Annotated in this window: 22 protein-coding genes and 2 tRNA genes; 17 read left to right on the forward strand and 7 right to left on the reverse strand. The window is 26.7% G+C overall.

Annotated elements, in window-relative coordinates; genetic code table 4:
* Positions 1-84 precede the first annotated feature (84 nt).
* Complete coding sequence (locus MBIO_RS02610; protein ID WP_041594223.1) at positions 85-1,380, reverse strand: hypothetical protein; 1,296 nt, start codon at positions 1,378-1,380, stop codon at positions 85-87.
* Positions 1,381-1,593: 213 nt separating this feature from the next.
* Between MBIO_RS02610 and secG the strand changes: the two genes are divergently transcribed.
* The 9 genes from secG to MBIO_RS02655 all read left to right on the forward strand — a co-directional run bounded on the left by secG (position 1,594) and on the right by MBIO_RS02655 (position 10,918).
* Positions 1,594-1,830, forward strand: coding sequence for a preprotein translocase subunit SecG (gene secG / locus MBIO_RS02615; RefSeq protein ID WP_013354940.1), 237 nt, complete (start codon positions 1,594-1,596; stop codon positions 1,828-1,830).
* A 3-nt stretch (positions 1,831-1,833) separates the two neighbouring features.
* Positions 1,834-4,017: a ribonuclease R gene (gene rnr / locus MBIO_RS02620; protein WP_015511008.1), complete on the forward strand. Its 2,184-nt coding sequence runs from the start codon at positions 1,834-1,836 to the stop codon at positions 4,015-4,017.
* A 2-nt stretch (positions 4,018-4,019) separates the two neighbouring features.
* Positions 4,020-4,805 (forward strand): tRNA1(Val) (adenine(37)-N6)-methyltransferase, encoded by a 786-nt coding sequence (locus MBIO_RS02625; RefSeq protein ID WP_013354938.1) that lies wholly within the window; start codon positions 4,020-4,022, stop codon positions 4,803-4,805.
* 2 nt (positions 4,806-4,807) lie between these two features.
* The gene (gene metG / locus MBIO_RS02630; RefSeq protein WP_013527120.1) at positions 4,808-6,352 is read left to right on the forward strand and encodes a methionine--tRNA ligase; all 1,545 of its coding nucleotides are present in this window, start codon (positions 4,808-4,810) and stop codon (positions 6,350-6,352) included.
* A 10-nt stretch (positions 6,353-6,362) separates the two neighbouring features.
* Positions 6,363-6,647 (forward strand): hypothetical protein, encoded by a 285-nt coding sequence (locus tag MBIO_RS02635; RefSeq protein ID WP_013354936.1) that lies wholly within the window; start codon positions 6,363-6,365, stop codon positions 6,645-6,647.
* Between the two features lie 191 nt (positions 6,648-6,838).
* Positions 6,839-7,846 (forward strand): type I glyceraldehyde-3-phosphate dehydrogenase, encoded by a 1,008-nt coding sequence (gap, locus tag MBIO_RS02640; protein WP_013354935.1) that lies wholly within the window; start codon positions 6,839-6,841, stop codon positions 7,844-7,846.
* A gap of 99 nt (positions 7,847-7,945) precedes the next feature.
* The gene (locus MBIO_RS02645; protein ID WP_013354934.1) at positions 7,946-8,647 is read left to right on the forward strand and encodes a hypothetical protein; all 702 of its coding nucleotides are present in this window, start codon (positions 7,946-7,948) and stop codon (positions 8,645-8,647) included.
* 313 nt (positions 8,648-8,960) lie between these two features.
* Positions 8,961-9,164 carry a hypothetical protein gene (locus MBIO_RS02650; RefSeq protein WP_013527119.1) on the forward strand — a complete coding sequence of 68 codons (204 nt, stop codon included), beginning with the start codon at positions 8,961-8,963 and terminating at the stop codon, positions 9,162-9,164.
* On the forward strand, positions 9,164-10,918 hold the full coding sequence (locus MBIO_RS02655) for a PTS transporter subunit EIIC (RefSeq protein WP_013527118.1): 1,755 nt from the start codon (positions 9,164-9,166) through the stop codon (positions 10,916-10,918). Before MBIO_RS02650 ends, MBIO_RS02655 begins: the two co-directional genes overlap by 1 nt.
* A 37-nt stretch (positions 10,919-10,955) precedes the next feature.
* Here MBIO_RS02655 and MBIO_RS02660 read toward each other — a convergent pair whose 3' ends face one another.
* Positions 10,956-11,642, reverse strand: a complete 687-nt coding sequence (locus MBIO_RS02660) for a hypothetical protein (RefSeq protein ID WP_013354931.1) — start codon at positions 11,640-11,642, stop codon at positions 10,956-10,958.
* 70 nt (positions 11,643-11,712) lie between these two features.
* Between MBIO_RS02660 and mnmE the strand changes: the two genes are divergently transcribed.
* From mnmE to MBIO_RS02695, 7 genes are all read left to right on the forward strand, one after another.
* Entirely contained in the window at positions 11,713-13,056 is a 1,344-nt protein-coding gene (mnmE, locus tag MBIO_RS02665; RefSeq protein WP_013354930.1) for a tRNA uridine-5-carboxymethylaminomethyl(34) synthesis GTPase MnmE, read from the forward strand.
* 19 nt (positions 13,057-13,075) lie between these two features.
* Positions 13,076-13,849 (forward strand): TatD family hydrolase, encoded by a 774-nt coding sequence (locus MBIO_RS02670; protein WP_013354929.1) that lies wholly within the window; start codon positions 13,076-13,078, stop codon positions 13,847-13,849.
* A complete protein-coding gene (gene rsmA / locus MBIO_RS02675; protein ID WP_013527117.1) occupies positions 13,833-14,609 on the forward strand; it encodes a 16S rRNA (adenine(1518)-N(6)/adenine(1519)-N(6))-dimethyltransferase RsmA in 777 nt (258 codons plus the stop codon). Before MBIO_RS02670 ends, rsmA begins: the two co-directional genes overlap by 17 nt.
* Before the next feature lie 7 nt (positions 14,610-14,616).
* A complete protein-coding gene (locus tag MBIO_RS02680) occupies positions 14,617-15,042 on the forward strand; it encodes an ABC-2 family transporter permease (RefSeq protein WP_013354927.1) in 426 nt (141 codons plus the stop codon).
* A 12-nt stretch (positions 15,043-15,054) separates the two neighbouring features.
* On the forward strand, positions 15,055-16,050 hold the full coding sequence (locus tag MBIO_RS02685) for an NAD(P)H-dependent glycerol-3-phosphate dehydrogenase (protein WP_013527116.1): 996 nt from the start codon (positions 15,055-15,057) through the stop codon (positions 16,048-16,050).
* 244 nt (positions 16,051-16,294) lie between these two features.
* Positions 16,295-16,369 (forward strand) — tRNA-Cys (locus tag MBIO_RS02690).
* 4 nt (positions 16,370-16,373) lie between these two features.
* Positions 16,374-16,450, forward strand: a tRNA-Arg gene (locus MBIO_RS02695).
* A gap of 26 nt (positions 16,451-16,476) precedes the next feature.
* On the opposite strand, the gene MBIO_RS02700 is transcribed toward MBIO_RS02695, so the two are convergent.
* Both MBIO_RS02700 and MBIO_RS02705 read right to left on the reverse strand, forming a co-directional pair.
* Positions 16,477-17,883 (reverse strand): MAG0480 family ComEC-like protein, encoded by a 1,407-nt coding sequence (locus MBIO_RS02700; protein ID WP_015511019.1) that lies wholly within the window; start codon positions 17,881-17,883, stop codon positions 16,477-16,479.
* On the reverse strand, positions 17,808-18,326 hold the full coding sequence (locus MBIO_RS02705) for an MAG0490 family ComEA-like DNA-binding protein (protein ID WP_013527114.1): 519 nt from the start codon (positions 18,324-18,326) through the stop codon (positions 17,808-17,810). Before MBIO_RS02705 ends, MBIO_RS02700 begins: the two co-directional genes overlap by 76 nt.
* Before the next feature lie 136 nt (positions 18,327-18,462).
* Here MBIO_RS02705 and recU point away from each other — a divergent pair, with 136 nt between their 5' ends.
* Positions 18,463-18,951: a Holliday junction resolvase RecU gene (gene recU, locus MBIO_RS02710; RefSeq protein ID WP_041594224.1), complete on the forward strand. Its 489-nt coding sequence runs from the start codon at positions 18,463-18,465 to the stop codon at positions 18,949-18,951.
* A gap of 12 nt (positions 18,952-18,963) precedes the next feature.
* Here recU and MBIO_RS02715 read toward each other — a convergent pair whose 3' ends face one another.
* From MBIO_RS02715 to MBIO_RS02725, 3 genes are all read right to left on the reverse strand, one after another.
* Positions 18,964-19,260 (reverse strand): HU family DNA-binding protein, encoded by a 297-nt coding sequence (locus MBIO_RS02715; protein WP_015511021.1) that lies wholly within the window; start codon positions 19,258-19,260, stop codon positions 18,964-18,966.
* Positions 19,261-19,433: 173 nt separating this feature from the next.
* Positions 19,434-19,769, reverse strand: coding sequence for a histidine triad protein HinT (hinT, locus tag MBIO_RS02720; protein WP_013527111.1), 336 nt, complete (start codon positions 19,767-19,769; stop codon positions 19,434-19,436).
* 10 nt (positions 19,770-19,779) lie between these two features.
* Positions 19,780-21,114, reverse strand: a complete 1,335-nt coding sequence (locus tag MBIO_RS02725; protein WP_013527110.1) for a HinT-interacting membrane complex lipoprotein P60 — start codon at positions 21,112-21,114, stop codon at positions 19,780-19,782.
* Positions 21,115-21,118 lie beyond the last annotated feature (4 nt).

The raw sequence follows: 21,118 nt of genomic DNA on the forward strand, positions 1-21,118 counted from the left end.
ATTTTTTTACTAATATTAATAATAATTTTTAATATTAAAATTAGCAAAAATTAAAAAATGCCCTTGAGGGCACTATTTAATCTATTAAATTTCGTATAAATCTGAAAGAGTTTTTTCATTAAATACTTTGGTGTCATTAATTTCATTAAATAAGTAGAATATCATTGGCATAACATATTTTTCAACTGTTGCTTTTGAAAGTGCAATATAGTCTACCATTTTGTAGAAATTATTGATAATAAATCACATTGGTAATTTTGTTGAATCATCAATTGTTTCAGGTAATTCAACTTTGAATGGATTGTTTCAGTATTTTGCATTTGTTTGAATATTAAATTCATCTTCGCATTCTTCTTTTAAAGTAAAGATTGCTGTAAGTTTGAAGTTAAAGTAATTAACACCTGATTCTTGAGGTATAAAAGTATGAGCAAAATGAATATTATTTTTTCATAATTTAAGAGCATCGAAAAGTTTACTGTTAAGCGGGTTTTTGATTGCATGAATATTGAAGATTTTGTCTAAATCAGAAACGTTACTTTTGATTGGTTCAAGTTTAGCTTTGAAAACTTCAAATTTGTTAAATAAGTTAAATGGTAAATAAATTTTGTCAAATTGACTATTCATAAATGAGAATTCAAAAATCTTAATTTTTTTAGCTTTATTACTAATAATACTTTTGTCTGATTCAGCTGTTTCATTAGCCTTTTCGTCAATTTTTACTAGTTGAGCATCTTGTGCTAAAACATTCATTCCATATAGTGTAAAACGTTTAGCGTATTTTGAAGCTTCAACTTTGTAGCCTGCAGGAATATCAGGATATTTTAGATCGTTAGCAACAACTAATGAAGCAACATCTTCTTGATAATTTAATGTATTTTTGTTTTTTAAAACTATAGATTTTAAATCTCCAATTTTGATTTCTTCTTTTAATTTATCTTCAAAATATTTAGCCTTATCATTGTTATATCGCGTGTATTTTCTATAGTAAACTACAAAGCATATTGCTGCTGAAATAAGTGATAATATAGCTATACCAAATAGTGTATAAACTTCAGCATCTTTAACCATATAGTTAGCTGCTACATAAGCAATATAAGACACTGCAATTAAAACAGTTACTAAGAAGAAAACAATTAGTGGAATAAAGATACTTGAGATTTTTGAAATCTTACGATTAGCAATTCTGATCTTTTTTCTTTCTAATTTTGAATCAATATATTCATTCAATGAAATAGCACTTTCCATTTGTGCTTTGATTAAAAATTCGTCATTTTCATTTTTATTTTTTAATGAATTTACACGACTTTTATATTCAGGTTGAATAAAACGAAATGACTCATAAATTTCACACATATTGTGTTTGGTTATTTTGTTTTTCATACTAACTCCATATATTTTTTATCTTCATAATTATATTGAATAATTTTAAAAATATTAAAAAGCACTATAAAAAATACAATAAATTAGTAGAAAAATTAACTTAAAATTTAGAATAATAATATTTATGCTAAAAATTAACATAAATTTTGCAACTTTTCCTTTATAATCTTAATATTAATACTAATAAGAAGTTTTTAGGTTGAAAGGAGAATTATGGCAGTTATATTTGTATCAATAATTATCGCTATTTTATCGATCGCAATTATTGTGATTTCATTGCTTATGTCACCAGACAGTAATGGTTTTTCTGGTGCACTTGTTGGTAGTGGTGATTTGGAACTTTTTAAATATTCAAAAGAAAGAGGACTTAAAAAGGTTTTAAAATACTCAATGTTATTTGGTGGAATAGCATTGCTAATTTTAGCTATTATTTTAAGGATTATTGTATAACTTATGAATCCGCAAGAAATATTAAATTTTTTAAAAAAACATGATAATTCAACTTTCATTGATATTGCAAAAGGCTTAAGAATAAGTTATAAAGATAACAAAAAATTAACCGAATTACTAAATAAATTAATTGATGAAAGAAAATTAATTAAAAATGGCAAACTCTCAACTTATTCATTAATAGAAAAAATTAAAATCGTCCAAGGAAAAATTCGATTTGCTTCAGAAGGCAAGTATGCTTTTGTAGAAGAAGAAAATGATAATCCTGAAGCTGAAAAAATAAGTTATTTTGTACCTGGTATTCATCTTAATAGAGCATTAGATGGAGACTTTGTTGAAATAACAGTTTTAAAATACTTTCATTCTTTAGATGATAAAACTTTTGCAATTGTTGAAAAAGTTTTAAGCAGAAACAGTGATAAATTCATTGGTATTTTAGGTATGCATGAAGGTTTTCTTTCATTTAAACCACTTAAAAATGACTACAAAAAAATTAATTTTCATATTAAAGAATTGGTTAAAGAAGCTAGACTTCATGATGTTGTTTTAGGTCAAATGGTTTCATTTAAAAATAATATTATTGAGCTTAACATTATCAAAAAAATAGCTAACAGTAATGATCCAATGGCTTATGTTAAAGCCTTAACAGTTATTAGAAATAAACCTGAAGATTTCCCACAAGAAGTTAAAGATTACTTAGTTAAAATTCCAAATAGTATTGCAGATGAAAAACTTAATAATAGACTTGACTTGAGAAAAGAATTAATTGTTACTATTGATGGTAATGACACAAAAGACTTTGATGATGCAATTAATGTTAAAAAGAATGCTGATGGAACTTATGAATTAGGCGTTCATATTGCTGATGTTAGTTATTATGTCAAAGAAGACAGCTCTCTTGATGTTGAAGCATTAAAAAGAGGAACCTCAAGATATTTAGTTAGTGGCGTTATTCCAATGTTGCCTCATAAATTATCAAATGGTATTTGCTCACTTAATCCTAATGAAGATCGCTTTACTCTTAGTGCAATAATGACAATTGATAAAAATGGTGATACTATTGATGCTAAATTTTATCAGTCAATAATTCAATCAAAATATCGTCTCACATATGATAGGGTTAATGAACTTTATGATAAAAATCAAAAATTTGATGACCCGAAATTAAATCGAATGCTCTATGAAGCAGCTGAATTGGCAAAAATAATTAGAAATTATAAAGTCAAAGAAGGCTACATTGATTTTGAAATTGAAGAACCCGAAATTGTCTTAGATGATAAAGGTAAAACAATTGATGTTGTAGTTAAGCCAACTGGTTTTAGTGAAAATCTTATTGAAGATTTCATGGTTAGAACTAATGAAGAAGTAGCTAAATTTTTAGCTAAAAGAAAAATACCTTTTATTTATCGTGTTCATGAAAGCCCTGATAGTGACAAAATTGATTCATTTTTGAGTGTACTTAATGTTTTAGGTATTAAAGTAAACATTGATCGAAATGATATTAATCCAAAAAGTTTTCAAAAAATAATCAACAAAATTAAAGAAACAAGAAATGATGACTTTTTAAAAACAGTTTTCTTAAGAACAATGCAAAAAGCTAAATATTCTCCAAATAATATTGGCCACTTTGGTTTAGCAAGTGAACACTATTGTCACTTTACTAGTCCAATTCGACGTTATCCAGATTTAGTTGTTCATAGGATTTTAAGAGAAATTGTTTTTAACAATGATAAAAGTAAAATTACTCACTACAAAAACATTTTAAGTAATGTTGCAGAATTAAATTCAAATAGTGAACAAGAAGCATTACAACTTGAACGTGATACAAATGATTTAAAATATGCTGAGTTTTTCAAAAACAAAATTGGTCAAACAATGAAAGCTCAAATTATTAGTATTTTACGCTTTGGTATGTTTGTCCAATTTGACTGCAAAATAGAGGCTTTAGTTCATATTTCAACATTATGTGATGGTGATTATGAAGTTAATGAAAACTTTACTGAATTAAGAAGTAAACAACACACTTTTAAACTTGGAGACCAAGTAGAAGTGGTTATTGCTGGAGCTGATGAAACTAACGGTAAAATTGATGCAGTGCTTGCAAAATGCTATGGTTCATACTTAGAAGAAATCAAGAAAAAACTTAATTCAAACTCAAATCGCAAACATAAAAAATCAGGTAAATAATTATGAATAAAAAACAAAAATTAGTTAAAAATTCTTTAGGTTTTGATTCTAATTTATATGTTGTGCAAGACAAAGATATGTTCAACTATTCAGTTGACACTATTATGCTTGGCAACTTTGTTTTTTTAAATAATAAAATTAAAAACCTATTAGAAATTGGAGCAAACAATGGAGCTCTCAGTATTTTTATAGCTGAAAGAAATCCAAATTTAAAAATAGATGCAGTTGAAATCCAAACTAAAGCTTGTAAGTTAGCTCAAGACAATATTGAACTTAACAACAAGCAAAATCAAATCAAAATAATTAATCAAGATTTCAATGAATTTTATTTAGAAAAAATTAAAAATGCAGCTAGTAAATATGACTCAATAGTTTGCAATCCTCCTTTTTATACAATGCAAACTAATAAAGTTAGCAAAAATATTAGTGAAGAATTACTAATTGCAACACATGAGTATAAAATTAATTTAGAACAAATTATTTTAGGTTCTTCAAAATTAATTGAGCAAAAAGGCTACTTAACTTTAGTGATTCCAGTTGAACGCTTAGTTGATTGCTTTTGCTTAATGAGAAAATATAATTTTGAGCCTAAAAGAGTTCAATTCATTATTCCAAGAATGCAAGATAAACCTAAATTAGTTTTAGTTGAAGGCAGATATCAAGCTGGTTGAGGTGTTCATTTCTTGCCTAACTTGTACTTGCATGATCCTAATGACAAACAGCAACATGAATATTTAGAAAATATTAAAAAATTGTACAAACCAATTAAAGTTAAAGAAGGTAAATAAACATGAAAAAACAAAAGACTTTTTATATAACTACTCCTATTTATTATGCTTCAGGTCCGCTTCATATCGGACATCTTTATTGTACAATTATGGCTTGAGTTATTAGAAACTATAAAAGAGTTTTAGGTTATGATGCTAAGCTTTTAACCGGAAGTGATGAACATGGTCAAAAAATCCAAGAAAAAGCCTTAGTTGCTAAAAAAGAACCAAAACAATATGTTGATGATTTAGTTAAAAGTTACAAAGAAATGTGAGCTAAATGAGAAATCGATTATGACTATTTCAGTAGAACAACAGAATCATTTCATGAACAAGCTGTTCAAAAAATATTTTCTTATTTTTTACAAAAAGGTTTAATTTATAAAGGTTCATATCAAGGACTTTATTCAGTTCAAGATGAAGAATTTTTGACAAAAAATCAAGCTGTTTATAAAGATGGTAAGTATTATCATCCTTCATCAAAACATGAATTAATCAATATGGAAGAAGAAAGTTATTTCTTCAAAATGAATGAAGTTCAAAAATGATGAAGCAAATATAACAAAAAACATCCAGACTTCTTATTGCCTAAAAAAGTAGTTAATGAAATGACAAACAATTTTGTTAAAGAAGGCTTAGAAGATTTATCAGTTACAAGAACAAATGTTAAATGAGCCATTCCAACAATTGATGATCCTAAACATACAATTTATGTTTGATTTGATGCTTTATTTAACTACATAACAAAACTTGGTTTCGACTTTAATAAACCAAAAGATGACTTTGTTAAATACTGAAAAAATGGTGACGAAATTGTGCATATCTTAGGCAAAGAAATAGCAAGATTTCACTTTATTTACTGACCAATTGTTTTAAATTGTTTAGGTATTAAATTACCAAATCATATTGTTAGTCATGGACTTTTAAGAGATAAAGATGGACTAAAAATGTCCAAATCTTTAAATAATGTTATAGCCCCAGATTATTTATTTGACAAGTATCATCATGAGATGATTAAATACTATTTTGCAACTCAAATAATATTTGGAGAAGATGGTAATTTTAGTGAAGAAAAATTAAAAGAAGTTGTTAATGCAGATTTAATAAATAATTATGGTAATTTAGTTTCAAGAACACTAAAAATGATTCACAATTCTTTCCCAAAAGGTCTGCTTTATAGTGTTAATAGTAAAAAAATACATAAAGACATTGAAAAAGAAATTAAGAATTTCAGTGCTCAATTTCAAAAACATATGGATGCTTTTGAAATTGATAAAGGATTTAAAAAAGCAATTGAATTATCAGCTAAATTAAATAAATATATTGATGAAACAACACCATGAAAATTAACTGATAAATTAGAAGAATTGGAACCAATTTTAGTAAGATTATTAAATGGAATTTATGCTGTTAGTTGTGCATTACAAATAGTATTGCCTACAAAAATAAAAGAAGTTGCAAGTGTTTTAAAAGTTAAAAAATTTGACTTTGAAAAAATTAATGATTTCAATAAATTTGATAAAGTTATTTGTGATGAGAAATATTTGTTATTTAATAGATTAAAATAAAGGAGGAAGAATGATTTATGCAATTTTTAGAAAAGTAAAAATCAAGTTAGAAAGCAAATCGATTTTTGAAAAAACTGTTAGTTTATGAATTGATGAAGTTAAAAAAGAAGAATACAACTTATCTTTTGATGGCTACTGAGTAAATGATAATACATTCATTTTTATGGAAAGATGAAGTACATTAGAAAAATATAAGAAGTTTGCTAAAAAAGAAGAAGTAATTTTACAATGAAAATCTTTAGCTAAATATTTTAGTGAAGAAATTAAGACCTATGAAGGCAATACTATTTGTTAATAATTTAAGGCTCAAAGCCTTTTATTTTTTATTTGTGAGAGCATTTGCACAAGATTCATTTTTTTTGCTTACTTAAATGATTTTTTTATTTAAAAAAATATATAATTAAAATGTATTTATTCATATGAATACAACGCTATTGCGTATAAAAAGCTTTTTATAAATTTACATTTTTTTAATTAAGGAGAAAGATGAAAAAAGTTGCAATCAACGGTTTCGGTCGTATTGGACGTTTAACACTTCGTCACTTACTTGAAACCCAAAATAAAGAAGTTCAAGTTGTTGCAGTTAACGACTTAACAGATCCAAAAATGTTAGCACATTTACTTAAATACGATACAGCTTTTGGCCCATTGGAAGCTAAGGTTGAAGTTAAAGAAAATGCTATTAAAGTTAATGGAAAAGAAATTAAAGTATTCTGCGAAAAAGATCCAGCTAACTTACCATGAGGTGAATTAGGAATTGACATTGTTTTAGAATGTACAGGTTTCTTTGTTAAAAAAGAATTAGCACACAAACACATCGAAGCAGGTGCTAAGAAAGTTGTTATTTCAGCTCCAGCTGGTAAAGATGTTAAAACAATCGTTTACAACGTAAACCACGAAACCTTAACAAAACAAGATGAAATTATTTCGGGTGCTTCATGTACAACAAACTGTTTAGCACCAGTTGTTAAAGTTTTAGTAGACAAATTTGGTTTATTAAACGGTTACATGACAACAGTTCACGCTTACACAGGTGACCAAATGTTACAAGATGGTCCACACCGTAAAGGTGACTTAAGACGTGCTCGTGCTGCTGCTCAAAACATTGTTCCTTCAACAACAGGTGCTGCAAAAGCTATTGGTTTAGTTGTTCCCGAAGCTGATGGATTATTAGATGGTTCAGCATTGCGTGTTCCTACAATTACAGGTTCATTCGTTGACTTAACAGTTCAATTGAAAAAACAACCTACAGTTGAAGAAATTAATGCTGCATTCAAAAAAGCAGAAAACGAAACAATGAAATATGTAGTTGACCCTATTGTTTCTTCAGACGTTATTAACTCACACTATGGTTCATTATTCGATTCAACTTTAACAAAAGTTAAAGAAGGAAATGGTCAAAGACTTTACAAAATCTTTGCATGATACGATAATGAAATGTCATACGTTTCACAATTAGTAAGAACATTGTCATACTTTGCAAAACTAAAATAATCATTTTTTTCAAGGCACTCAATATGAGTGCTTTTTTATTTGCCATTTTAACTTTTTAGCATTTTGATATAATAGATATATAGAATTAAAGGAGAATTTATGAAGAAAAACTTATTAAAGTTAACAGGAATTATTGCTCCAGTTATTACAGCTATACCATTTGTTGCTTCATCATGTGGTAGTAAAGATGAAGCAACTTTAGCTGATCTTTTAAAGGAAAAATTGACAAAGGATGCAGATGCTTCTAAATATTCTGCACTAATTACTGACAAGGAAAAATTAAAACAATTCAAGGAATTAGTAGAAGAATTTAAAAAAGAAGGAGTAGATTTAACTGCTAAAGGTAATCCTTCTGATGTAGATAATGCAATTAAAACTATTAAAGAAAAAGCGCCATTAGTTTTAGCTAGAACAATTAAAGCAATGGTTGAAAACGGAAGTGCTTTTATAATTAAAGAAGATGGGATTGCTAGTGCTAAACAAAAACTAGAAAATGGTGATATATTTGCTCAAGTTTATCCTGCACAACATAAAATCGGAAGATCTGCTTATACAATTATTGAATTTACTGAAAAATTTAAGGCATTTTATTTAACTTCAAAAGTATTCGAAGTTGCTAGAATTTCAACATTTTATGAAAATAAATATGGTGGTAAAACTCAACCTCATGCAAACGGAGTAAACTTAGAATTTGTTAAAGGCAAGTTAAATATTAAATTTGTGATTTGTGATTTGCTAAAAGGCGACCAAACTGGTTCAGTTGTTTTAGTAAATAACTTATTATTTGCAGTTGAAAAATAATCAAAAATAATATTTTGCGAATCTTGGAAAGTAGTCCAAAATTCGCATTTTTTTTGGTTTTTTCAGCACTTAATGATGTGAAAAATTCCACAAATTTTGAGTCAAAATAATAAAAAATGCCTATTTTTAAGGCTTTTTAATCAAATTTATGTGTCGTTATAAATTGTTCTAATTAATATAAATATTAAAATATATATGGAACTATGTATTAAGGTTCCACTAACGTATATACGTGAAAGGAAAAATTATGTTCAAAAACATGACTCGAAACAAGTGGATTATTTTTTCACTTTGAATGGTGTTTCTTGTTTTTATGGTTTTAATTATTATCTTAGCTTCTATTAAGAACTTCGATGCTGCAGAATCTTTAAAAACAACAAATGCTAAATACGTAGCCATTGTTGCCTTATTTTTCTTTATATCTTTATGTGCTGCAATTTTTGGAACAGTTATTTTATCAATCTTAGATAAAAAAGCTGTTACAAAAAAAGCACAACAAAATCAAGGAGGTAAATAATGACTGGTACAAAAACACAATCATCAAGACCTTCATTTGGAAAAAGACTATTAGAAAAACTTGGACGCATTGGTCGGGTATTGATGTTCCCTATTGCAGTTCTTCCTATTGCTGCTATTCTTCTTAGAGTTGGAGCTGATTTACCAACAGTTAAAGCTGGACCTGATATTTCACAAGTCGAAGCTAACTTTGTTAACTTTGTTCAACAAATGATAACAGCAGGCGGATCAGTTGTATTTGACAACTTGTACATTTTATTTGCCGTCGGAATAGGATTTGGTTTTACTAAAGATAACCGTGGTGAAGCTGCTTTTGCTGCTTTAATTAGTATTCTATTACTTTCACTTTTATTAAAAAGTGGTGGATATGTAGATAAAATCTACAGCACATTTAAACTCCCTGGAGCCGAATTTAATGAAGATGGTAAAAAACTTGAAGCTTTTATAGCTGAAGGTAAACCTGCTTCAGAATTTGTTATAGCTAATGGTTTTGCAGGTGTCTTTGGTGGCAAATACAATGCAATAATGTCTGGCAATGTACTTAATGGTATTATTGTTGGATTTATTGTTGCAGCTATTTATAACCATACAAATGATGTTCAATTACCTAAAGTTCTTGGATTCTTTTCGGGTAGAAGATTAGTTCCAGCTCTTGCAATTCTTTCAACTCTTATTTGAGGCATTGCATATGCTGCTATTTTTCCATGAATTGGATATGGTATTTATGCATTTTCAAAAGTGTTATCAGGTGCAGCTAAAGGTCGTTGAGCTTCAGCTGCTATTATGGGTGTATATGGCGTTATTAATCGTCTATTAATTCCATTTGGATTACACCACATTCCAAACAACTTATTCTGATTCCAATTAGGAGAACATGTAACTCCTGATGGTACACCTGTATTTGGTGATATCTTTATTTTCTTAAGTGGTAAAGCAAAAGGAAACACAGCTGGTATCTTCCAATCAGGATTCTTTCCAGTTATGATGTTTGGTCTTCCTGCTCTAGCATTTGCTTTCTACATGACTGCAGATGATAAAGTGCAAAAGAGAAGAGTAATGGCTATCTTTGGAGCAGCCGCAGTAGTATCAATTCTTTCAGGTATTACTGAACCTATCGAATTTGCATTTATGTTTGTTAGTCCATTATTATATGGTTTCCACTGCATTCTAACTGGTATATTTGCATTTATAACTGGTGCATTTGGAATTCAAATTGGATTTGGGTTCTCAGCTGGTTTAATGGATTACTTATTATCAATTCCTAAATCATTAGCAATTATTAAAGCTAACAAAACAGGTATTGATGCTGTATTAGCTAACCCTGGTTGAATCTTAGTAATTGGTGTTGCATGTGCAGCTACATATTACTTTGTTGCTTACTATACAATTAAAGGTCTTAAACTTGAAACTCCAGGTCGTGGTGCTAACCAATTGCCTGATCCAAATGCTTTAACAGAAGTTAAATCAACTTCAAGTGCTTCTGGTGAAGAAACTCCAACAGATTCGAAATTAAATAACCTAAGTCTAAAAGCAAAAGCTATTGTTGAAGCTGTTGGTGGTTACGAAAACATTACAACTTTTGCAAACTGTGCAACAAGACTTCGTTATGAAGTTAAAGACTCAGATATTGTTGATGAAGCAAAATTAAAACTTGCGGGATGCAGTGGTTTGATTAGATTAGGAAAGAATTCAATTCAAATTATTGTAGGTGTTGAAGCTGAAAACATTAACAATGAAATTGAATCAAATAAATAATATAAATAAAAGATTACTTGCTTATTAGCAAGTTTTCTTATACTCTTATTTCTTTTTCTTGTATTCTTCTTTTGTTTAAAAATGCAATATCAATTTTTTGTATATTTTGAGAATTTAAAAGATTTTCATTGTTTTTGATTTTTATTGATATAGGTATAAAAACTGTGTTCATAAGATTTTTATTTTCGTTTAAAAAATGATTATTATCTTTTGAATTGGTGGTATATAAATCTCCCAAAATTCCATAAATAATACATCTTTGATTTTCTTTATTGCTTTTTGTAACTAAAATCAATTGTGAATGGTTATAAGCTCCATCAATATCAAATTTTGGTTTTAATTTAAAAAATTCAAATGCAAAAGTAAATAGTTTTTCTTGATTAATATTTTTTATAATATTGACAAAAATCTCAAGAGCGTTTAATTTTTTGTCAATTAAATCTTTTTTGTTTTTGCTTATGTCTTTAATTAACTCATCATAATTTAGTTGATCATTTTTTATATCTCTATAAAGTTCAAAATTATTGTTCTTATATTTTCTAAATAACTTTTTGTTGTATTGCAAACCTAGTGAATGCAGTAAAAATTTTTGTGTTAAAACTAATCTTAATTTAACATCAAATTGTGATTCATTATTTGCCTTTTTTAATAATGAAATGCTTTTATACCTATAAAAGAATTCAATATATTTAGTTAATAAATTCTTAAAATTTTGATTATTCATTTTTTTCTCCTTTATTTGTCAATTTATTGATACAAACAAAAATCTAAATTTAATGTAAAATATTTACATTATGATAAATGACACAATTGCAGCAATATCTTCAGGTGGTAAGATTAATCAAGCCATATCAATAATCAGAGTTAGTGGTCAAGATAGTATTGAAATAGTTTCTAAAATTTTTAAAGGAAAAATAGGAACAAATCAAACAATAACTTATGGCCATATTTTTGATAATAAAACAAAAGAAATTATTGATGAAGTTTTAATTGCTTGATTTATAGGAAATAAAAATTTTACAGGCGAAAATACTGTTGAAATTAATTGCCATGGTGGTGTATTAGTAACCAATAGAATTCTTGAGTTATTATTAGCTAATGGTGCTCGAATGGCACTGCCAGGTGAATTTAGTCGACGTTCATTTTTGAATGGTAAAATGGACTTAATTAAAGCTGAAGCAATTAATGATTTAATACATGCCAAAACATTAAAACAAAGTGAATTAGCCATTAAGAAATTTGATGGCAAAACTTCAAACATGATTAAATCATTTATTGACGAATTAGCCTATTTAATAGGTCAAATGGAAATAAATATAGATTATCCAGAGTATGAAGATTTTGAAAATGTTTTGACAAAAGATTTAATTTCTAGATTGCAAAAATTGCAAGACAAATTGAGCTTAATTATCAAAGAAAGTGAAAACTCAAGATTAATTTTTGATGGCATTAAAGTTGCTATTCTTGGTAAGCCAAATGTTGGAAAAAGTTCAATATTAAATTGCTTAATAAATGAAGATAAAGCAATAGTTACAGATCAGGCTGGAACAACTCGTGATCTTGTTGAAGCTTCATATCAAATTGATGGTTTATTATTCAAATTAGTTGATACCGCTGGAATTAGAAAAACTAATCGAAAAATTGAAAAAATAGGTATTGAAAAATCTTTTGAACAAATTGAAAAATGTGATGTTGTAATTCATGTTAATGAAGCTAATACTTTAGAAAATGATTACGATAAAAAAGTTGAAAAATTAGCTAAACAATTTAACAAACCATTAATTAAAGTAATTAATAAAGTTGATTTATTAAAAAATAATAAAAAGAAAAAGAATGTTATTTATGTCAGTGCTAAAAATAAAAACATTGATGATTTAAAGGAAGCATTAGTTAATATTTTTTCAAAGAATGAAATTAACAATGAAGAATACGTTGTTAATGCAAGACAACTAGCATTGGTTAAAAAGGCTCATTCAAGTATTTCTGATGCAATTGAATCAATAAATAATGGCATTGATGTTGATGTAGTAATTATTGATGTAAGACAAGCTTGAGCTGATTTAGTTGATATTTCAGGTAGAGCTGACAATGAATTATTGCTTGACGAAATGTTTAAAAACTTTTGTTTAGGAAAATAGAAATAAGAAAGGAACAACTATGTCAATAAAATATATTGATGCTCATACTCATCCATTAAAAGAATACTATGATGACAATTATCATGTAATTGAAAGAGCTCATGCTAAAGGTTTAGTAGCTTTATTAATTACCGGATGTAATGAACAAGAAAATGAAGAAGTTATTAAAATTGCCAAAAACTTTTCATATACTTTTCCTGTTATTGGAATTCATCCAAATGAATGTCATGGAAAGGTTGACGGCGAAATTATTGAAAAGCAATTAGATGATTCTGTTGTTGCAATTGGCGAAATTGGTTTAGATTACTTTTATACACCAGAAAAGAAAGATATTCAAATTGAATCATTGCATGCTCAAATTCAAGTAGCTAAAAAACACAATTTACCAGTAGTAATTCACATGCGTGATGCATATGAAGATTTGTACGAAATTATTAAACAATATTATAAAGATGTTGTTTTTATGATTCATACATATAGTGGTAACTTATATTGAGCCAAAAAGTTTTACGAATTAGGTTGTTACTTTTCTTTTAGCGGAGTGGCAACTTATAAAAATGGAACTGAAACTATTGAAGTTTTAGATTGATTGCCAATTGATAGAATATTAACTGAAACTGATGCTCCTTTTCTTTCTCCAGCTCACAAAAGAGGTGAATTAAATTATCCAAATTATGTAATTCAAACAACTCACTTTATTGCAGGTATTAAAAAAATACCAATTGAAAAATTTACTGACCAGATTTTAAAAAATGCAAAGGATTTATTTAAGATAAATGTTTCAAGAAAATAAATTAAAAGCCAAAAAAAGATATGGTCAAAATTTTTTAAAAGATCAAAATGTTATTAACAAAATAATTGAATTGATTAAACCACAAGGTGAAAAGATTTTAGAAATAGGCCCCGGAAGAGGTGCTTTAACTAAAATTTTAAATCAACAAGCAAAAGAATTTACTGCTTTTGAAATAGATCAAGATATGGTTGATTATTTACAAAAAAATAATATCTTAAATCAAAATCAAATTGTCCAAGGAGATTTTTTAATAGCTGATTTGAAAAAATATAAAAGCTATGTTGTTGTTGGGAATATTCCTTATTACATAACTAGTGATATTATTTTTAAACTATTAGATTATCGACACAATTTTAAAAAAGCTATTCTTATGGTTCAAAATGAAGTGGCTCAAAGATTAGTGGCTAAACCTAATCAAAATGATTACAGCAAACTTTCAATAACAGTTCAATATTGTGCTGATGTTAAAAAAGAATTATTTGTTAAGAAGACTTATTTTGATCCAGTTCCTAAAGTTGATTCTGCTATTGTTTCTATTACTTTTAAAAATGAAGCAAATGATAATTATGAAAATTTAAAAGACTTTTTCAAATTATGTTTTTTAGCTAGAAGAAAAAAATTATCATTTGCTTTAGCTACAAAATATAGTAATGATAAAATTAAAATTGCATATAATAAATTAAATTTAAAAGAATTAACTAGAATTCAAGAATTAGATTTAAAAACTATATTAGCTTTATACGATTGCTTAGAAAATTAGGAGATTTATGGACTTAGATTTAGAATATGAAAAAGAATTAATTGTTGTTTGTAAAAACTATCATGAAGAAGCACAAGCTTATAAAAATGCCAAAAAGTTCATAATTATTTTAGTAACGCTTTGCTATCTTATTGCTTTTGGACTTTTTGCGGTTTGATTTACACTTTCAATGGTTTTTGGCTTTGGTTATTTTAATGTTGGCGCACAAGTTGCAATTTTCTTATGTTTCACAGTGTTCACATTATTTGGAACTTTGCAATTATCTGGTTGAATTTTAATAATGAAAGCCATCAAGTATTATGAAAGTGATCAAAAAGAAAAAGCTATTAAATACTATAAAGCATATTGTACAATTGCTTTTAAACGCAAAAAAGATTACAGTGATAAAAATTCTAATAACAAAAATGATGATGACACAATAATAGTTAAATAATTTAGGAGCATTATGAAAAAAGTAACAATTATCGGAACAGGTGCCTGAGCTTCAGCACTCGCAACTGTTTTAAGTAAAAATAATAACAAGGTTTTAATGTGAGGAATTGATTCAAGTGAAGTAGATTCAATTAACAAAGGAAATAATAGTAAATATTTTAAAGATGCTTTATTTAATAATCCTTTTAATGTAAAAGCTACTTTGGACTTAAATGAAGCTTTAAAAGAATTTGATTATTTAATTTTAGCTGTACCTTCAAGTGCAATTACTTCTGTGTTAGAACAAATAAAGGAAACAATCAAAAATAAAAAAATAAATGTTATTAATGTTGCAAAAGGTATTGATGAAAAAACAAATGAATTTTTTTCAGAAGTTTTAAACAAACAATTTGCGAATAATTTAAAAAATTATTGTACTTTAATTGGTCCTTCTTTTGCTGTTGAAGTTTTTGAAAATGTTTTAACCATGATTAATGTTGTTGGTCCAAAAACAAGATTTTTAAAAAAAGTTTCTGAATTATTTAATAATGACACTTTTAGACTTGTTGTTAATGAAAATGAACACGGTTCAGAATTGTTTGCTGCTCTAAAAAATGTTCTAGCTATTGGAATTGGAATGATTGATTATTTAAGACCATATCGAAATACAATGGCGGCCTTGCTTTCAATTGGTGTTAAAGAAATTCACATGGTTTACAAGAGAATATTTCCTGAATCAAATGACAATATGGGATTTGAATTAGCAGGAATTGGCGATATCTTTTTAACTTGTTCAAGTACAAAAAGCCGTAACTTTTCTTTTGGTAGACAAGTTGCAGAATTTGGCTTGGAAGCAACTTTAAAAAATAATAAGAAAACTATTGAAGGATATCATGCTGCTAAAATATTAGCTAATATTCTAAAGAAAAATAAAGATCTTAAAATTGTATTTTTAAAAAGCATAATTGATATTTTATATAAAAACAAGAAACCTGAATTACTTTTAGATTTTGTTAAAAAATATAACTAAAAGTTTGTTTTATAGTTGTTTTATCAAAATTGAAAAACAATTTTAAGGCTTAAAATACCAAGTCTATAAATAAAATACAAAATAAATATTTTTTGTGGTATTATTAAAAAGCAAAAAATATTAAATTTATTAATGGAGAATTTGCAGTTTTAATTGACAAAAATAGTAATTATTTTTTTCTTTAAATAAAAAAATATAATTGTATAATTAGTTTTAGTCGTATATTATATAATTATTTGCAGATGACACCATAGCCAAATGGCCAAGGCATGAGTCTGCAAAACTCTGATTACGGGTTCGAATCCCGTTGGTGTCTCCATTTTGTACCCATAGCTCAACTGGACAGAGTGTCAGGTTACGGCCCTGAAGGTTGCGGGTTCGACTCCTGCTGGGTACGCCATTTCATCAGTGATGACCCTTAACAGCTTAGGCTGTTTTTATTTTTCAAATTTTTATATTAGATTTTAGCTTCATAAAAAAGATTGTTAAATATCAAAAGCTACTTCAAAAGATTAATATTCATCAATTGATACTTATATTTATTTTTAAAGCAAAAGTGTATTCAACTAAGTAATATAACAAATTATCTAACAAGTAATACATTCAACTCAGCATTGTTGGACTTCATCAAAATAATAAAGAACACAAGTGAAAAAATTGAAATAATGGAGCCATAATTATTCCTAGTAATAATCCGAAGTAATTTCAATATTCATTAATATATAAAAGCATTGGAATATTAAAAAGATATATTAAAGTCATCAAAATTAATGTTTTTAAAAAGTTGTTTAATTTTTTACTTTTGACCATTGGCACTAATAACATAATTGTAAAAGTTGATGAAAAACTAAGAATAAATGATAAAGAAAACAAGTAATTATTTTTAAGTAAAAATAAAACTAAAATTGAAATTACTAGACCATCATATTTTTTAAATTTGTTGTTATAACTAAAAGGATTATTTGAATTTTTAACAACTTGCATAATATAAGCTCTTAAAGCAGAAACAGGATTAGCAAGTAATGTTAAATAATAGAATATGAGGGCAAAAGCCACATATTTACTTTTGATTTTAATTTTATCCAAAGGTTTTAGTATCAACAAAATTAAATAGAATAATAAGTCAAAATGCAAACCTGAAATAACAATTAAATGAACAATATTAAGTCTATTAACTTTATTCAATACTAATTCTTTTGAATCATAGGATCCAAAAACTAACAACCTTCAATATGAATCAAATAATTCACCATGATTTTTTGAATAATTCATTATTTTTTCTTCAACAGAAAATTCTGGTTTAATAACAGTTAAAATGACTGTTTTTTTTAGCAAATAATTTATATTATTTTGCAAATAAAATGTTGCTATTTTACTATTGTCTATTTCAATAGGATTTAATTCACCTTGAATTTCTACTTGGTCCCCTAGACTTAAAGGAGTGCTATTTTTTAAATCACTTGTGTAAATTAAAATATTATTATTTTCATTTGATATAACTAAATATTTTTTGCTTAGGACGCTTATCGATCCTTCAATTTTATAAATACCTTTTTCATAATAAATTTTTGTTTTAGATAAAAAATAACTTAAATATAAAGTCAAAAGCATGGCTACTAAAATTAAATATTTAGGCTTAATTAAAGCTAAGAAAGTAACATAAATTAAAAATAATAGTATTCAAAATATTTTGGTTTCTTGAGCATTTATTACTAAGTGTAATAAAACAGGTGAGAGTAAACTAAAAAGAAAAAGACTTACAGAATTAAAATTCCTTGTAATTTCTTTAAGGTTACCTTGCCAACTCCCGAAATATTTTCTAAGTCGTTCCATGTTATTTGATTTTTCTTTTCTCTTAAATCTAAAATCTTGTTAACTATTGATTTTTTAATGCCAAAATCCACTAACAATTTAAAATGTTCTTTACTTAAGTTATTTCAATACAAAAAAGGGTTATTAGTTTTTTGATATGGAATGTAAATATTAAGATTTTCTTTTAATTCTTTTTTTAAGTCAATTTTGCTTAAGTCTGCATTTTCATAAGGTTGAGCCATATCTAATAATTCTTTTAAATAAATAGGCTTTTCGAAATAATAATTTTTAGCAAAGGCAACTGCACCGGATACTTTGATACAAAATTTTGATCCTATTGATGCAGGATCATTGCTTTTAACCTTTGCAACCTTGGTTCTTTGAATATTAAAAGCAATTGTACTTGTTGAAATTACAATTGTGCCTGCTAACAAAGTTCCTAATATTATCTTTCTATATTTCATTCCATTTTATACTTTAGCTTTTTTTAATTTTTGGTTGATTCTAGGAAAAATTTGGTATTTTAAGTCTATTTTTCCTAAATTTTTCCATTTTTGATATGTTTTTCATAAAAAAGTTAATTTTAATTTGAGGTGTTTCATGCAAAAAAATAGAGGAATGTTATTAGAAAAAATAATTAATAAAACAATTGATTACTATGCCAAAAATAAATTAGCTTATATTGAAAAGAAGTCTTTACCTGTTAAGTTTAAGAAGGTTAAAAATGATAATTTGAAATTGGATGAGGCTTATATATTAAAGAAGAGCACAGTTGATTACATCGGTTGCTATAAAGGATTTTTTGTTGCTTTTGAAGCAAAAAGCACAAATGAAAAAAGATTGCCAGCAAATAATATTGCTCGGCACCAAATTAAGTATTTATTGGATATTGAAAGTAATAGTGGATTAGCTTTCTTTATTATATTTTTTAGTTTTTGTGATGAGTTTTATCTTGTTAAAGCAAGTGAGTTAATTCAGCATATGAATAAATCTATTTCTTATGAAGAAATAAAAAACATAGGTTTTAGAATCGAATTAACCTTTCCAGGTATAATCGACTTTTTGCCCTATGTTCAAAATTTTTATTAGTGATTGTTGATATTAGAAGTTTACAATATCTCTTAAGTATTTTGAAGGTGTGAATTTTACAACACGTTTTTCAGGCACTTGAATTGGTTCATTTGTAAATGGATTAATTGTTTCACGTCCTCTTCTAATTTTTGTTTCGAAGGTTCCTAAATCTGAAAGTTGAACTTTATCTTCAGCTATAAGTTGTTCTTTTAAAACGAATAGAAATGCATCAAAGTATTGATCTGCTACTCTAACTGGAACTTCTAACATTTCAGCAATTTTTTGTACAAATTCTTTTTTGGTCATAATCTTCCTTTCTTGATTTATAGCATAATAATCATACTATATTTTTTATTATTTTATATTTTTTTACTTATTTATAGTACAAAAAGTCAAAAATACACTTTTGCATATAGCTTTTATAAAATTAAATAATTTAGCATACTTTGTTTAGTTAAAAACTAAAAAATAAAAAATGACTTTTTTATTAAGCCATCTTTTTAGTTATCTTGTGCTTTTTCACGATATGGAATTACGTGTACGTGTGTATGGAAAATTGTTTGATCAGCAGCTTCGCCTGTATTAATTATTATTTTGAAGCCTGCAATTTTCTTATCTAATACATGTTTTTTTCCAAGTTTACGAGCAACATTTATTAAATGTGCAGCTGTTTCATCATCTGCTTCAGTAATGTTTTTACTGTGTTTTTTTGGAACCACTAAGAAATGTCCGGGTTGAATTGGGAATTTGTCATAAAAAGCTATACATTTATCATCTTCAAAGATAATATTTGCTTCTGCTTTTTTGTTAATTATTAATTGAAATATGTTTTGCATAATTGACTCCTTATTTTTTGTTAGAGTCTTTGTCTTTTTCGCCTTCAACAAATTTTTCACCCTTAAGTACTTCTTTTAATGCATCATTTTCTACTTTAAGTTTGTAACCTAATTTAGTGAATGCAGTTTCTGCTGTATCAACTAATGAAGAATCTTTTAAAGCAAATAAGATCGCTAATTTTTTAAGATGATTTTGGAAGATTGTGCCTTTGAATGAAAGAAGTTTAACTTTTTCAGTTTCTTTTTCATTTGATTCTTTTGGTAATTCAACTTCAGGTTGTCCAATAGGGGCAATTTGGTTTAAGTAAGCAGCAACAATTTCTTTGTCTGATTTTGAGCCTTTATATGGACTGTAACCTTTTTTAAATAATTCATCATCTTGTAAAATTAGTCTATCTTCAATAGGTGTATAGAAACCATAAAGTTTGTTAGCTTCAGCATTTTGTAAATTCTTTTCATCTCATTTCAAGTTGTAATTACTGAAGTTTAAGTTAATACCTTGATAGCCTAATAATTGACTTTCGTATGCATTATCAGTAATTTTTTCAATGTCACTTATTTTTTTACTTTCATCTTCCGAACCTTTCATGAAGGTATTAAATGTGTCAATACTTTTAATTGTTTTTAATTGAGTAACAAAGAAATCTTCTTCAGATGTAATTTTAGTTTTTGCAGTTTTCTTTCAAAGTTGAACAGGTTTCTTTTGAACTGCATATCTAGTTAAATTATAGTTTTCTAATTCGTATTTTAAGAATGATGAATTGTATTTAAATTTGTCATCAAGTTTGGCTAATTGTTCTTTATTACTTATTTCAAAGTACTTTAGGACTAAAAGTATTTTTTGAATTTCGGCTCTAATTCCTGTTTTTTCAGCATTTCAAAAAATTCTAAAAATTTCTTCATTAGGAATTTCGCCAACTTTTAATAAATTTGATATTTTTGATTCTTGATCTTTAGTAAAGTAATTTTTTTTCTTTCAATCTAATGATTTTTCATAAAAGTAATAACCATCAGCTCCATTTTTGAAAACTTTATCTTCAGCATAAACTTTAAAAATTTCTAAAGAATCTTTATAAAGTTGTGAATTAGTATCATTAAATGTTTTTATGTATTCAGAGTTATCAGTGTTATATGAATTAGTTACGTTTATCTTATATAAAGAAGCAATTGTTATTTGTCTTCAAATGTTTTTGATTTCTTCTTTTCTGCCGCCAGCTTTTAAGAAATCATCTTGAATTTTTTTAGCTGGAGTTTCAACAACACGACCACAACTAACAGCGGCTATAGGGAAGGCTGCTAAAGTGCTAATGCTTCCTAAAGAAAATAATAATTTTTTATTTTTCATTATG

Origin of the sequence: Mycoplasmopsis fermentans PG18 (assembly GCF_000209735.1) — a bacterium.
Taxonomy (GTDB): domain Bacteria; phylum Bacillota_I; class Bacilli_A; order Mycoplasmatales; family Metamycoplasmataceae; genus Mycoplasmopsis; species Mycoplasmopsis fermentans.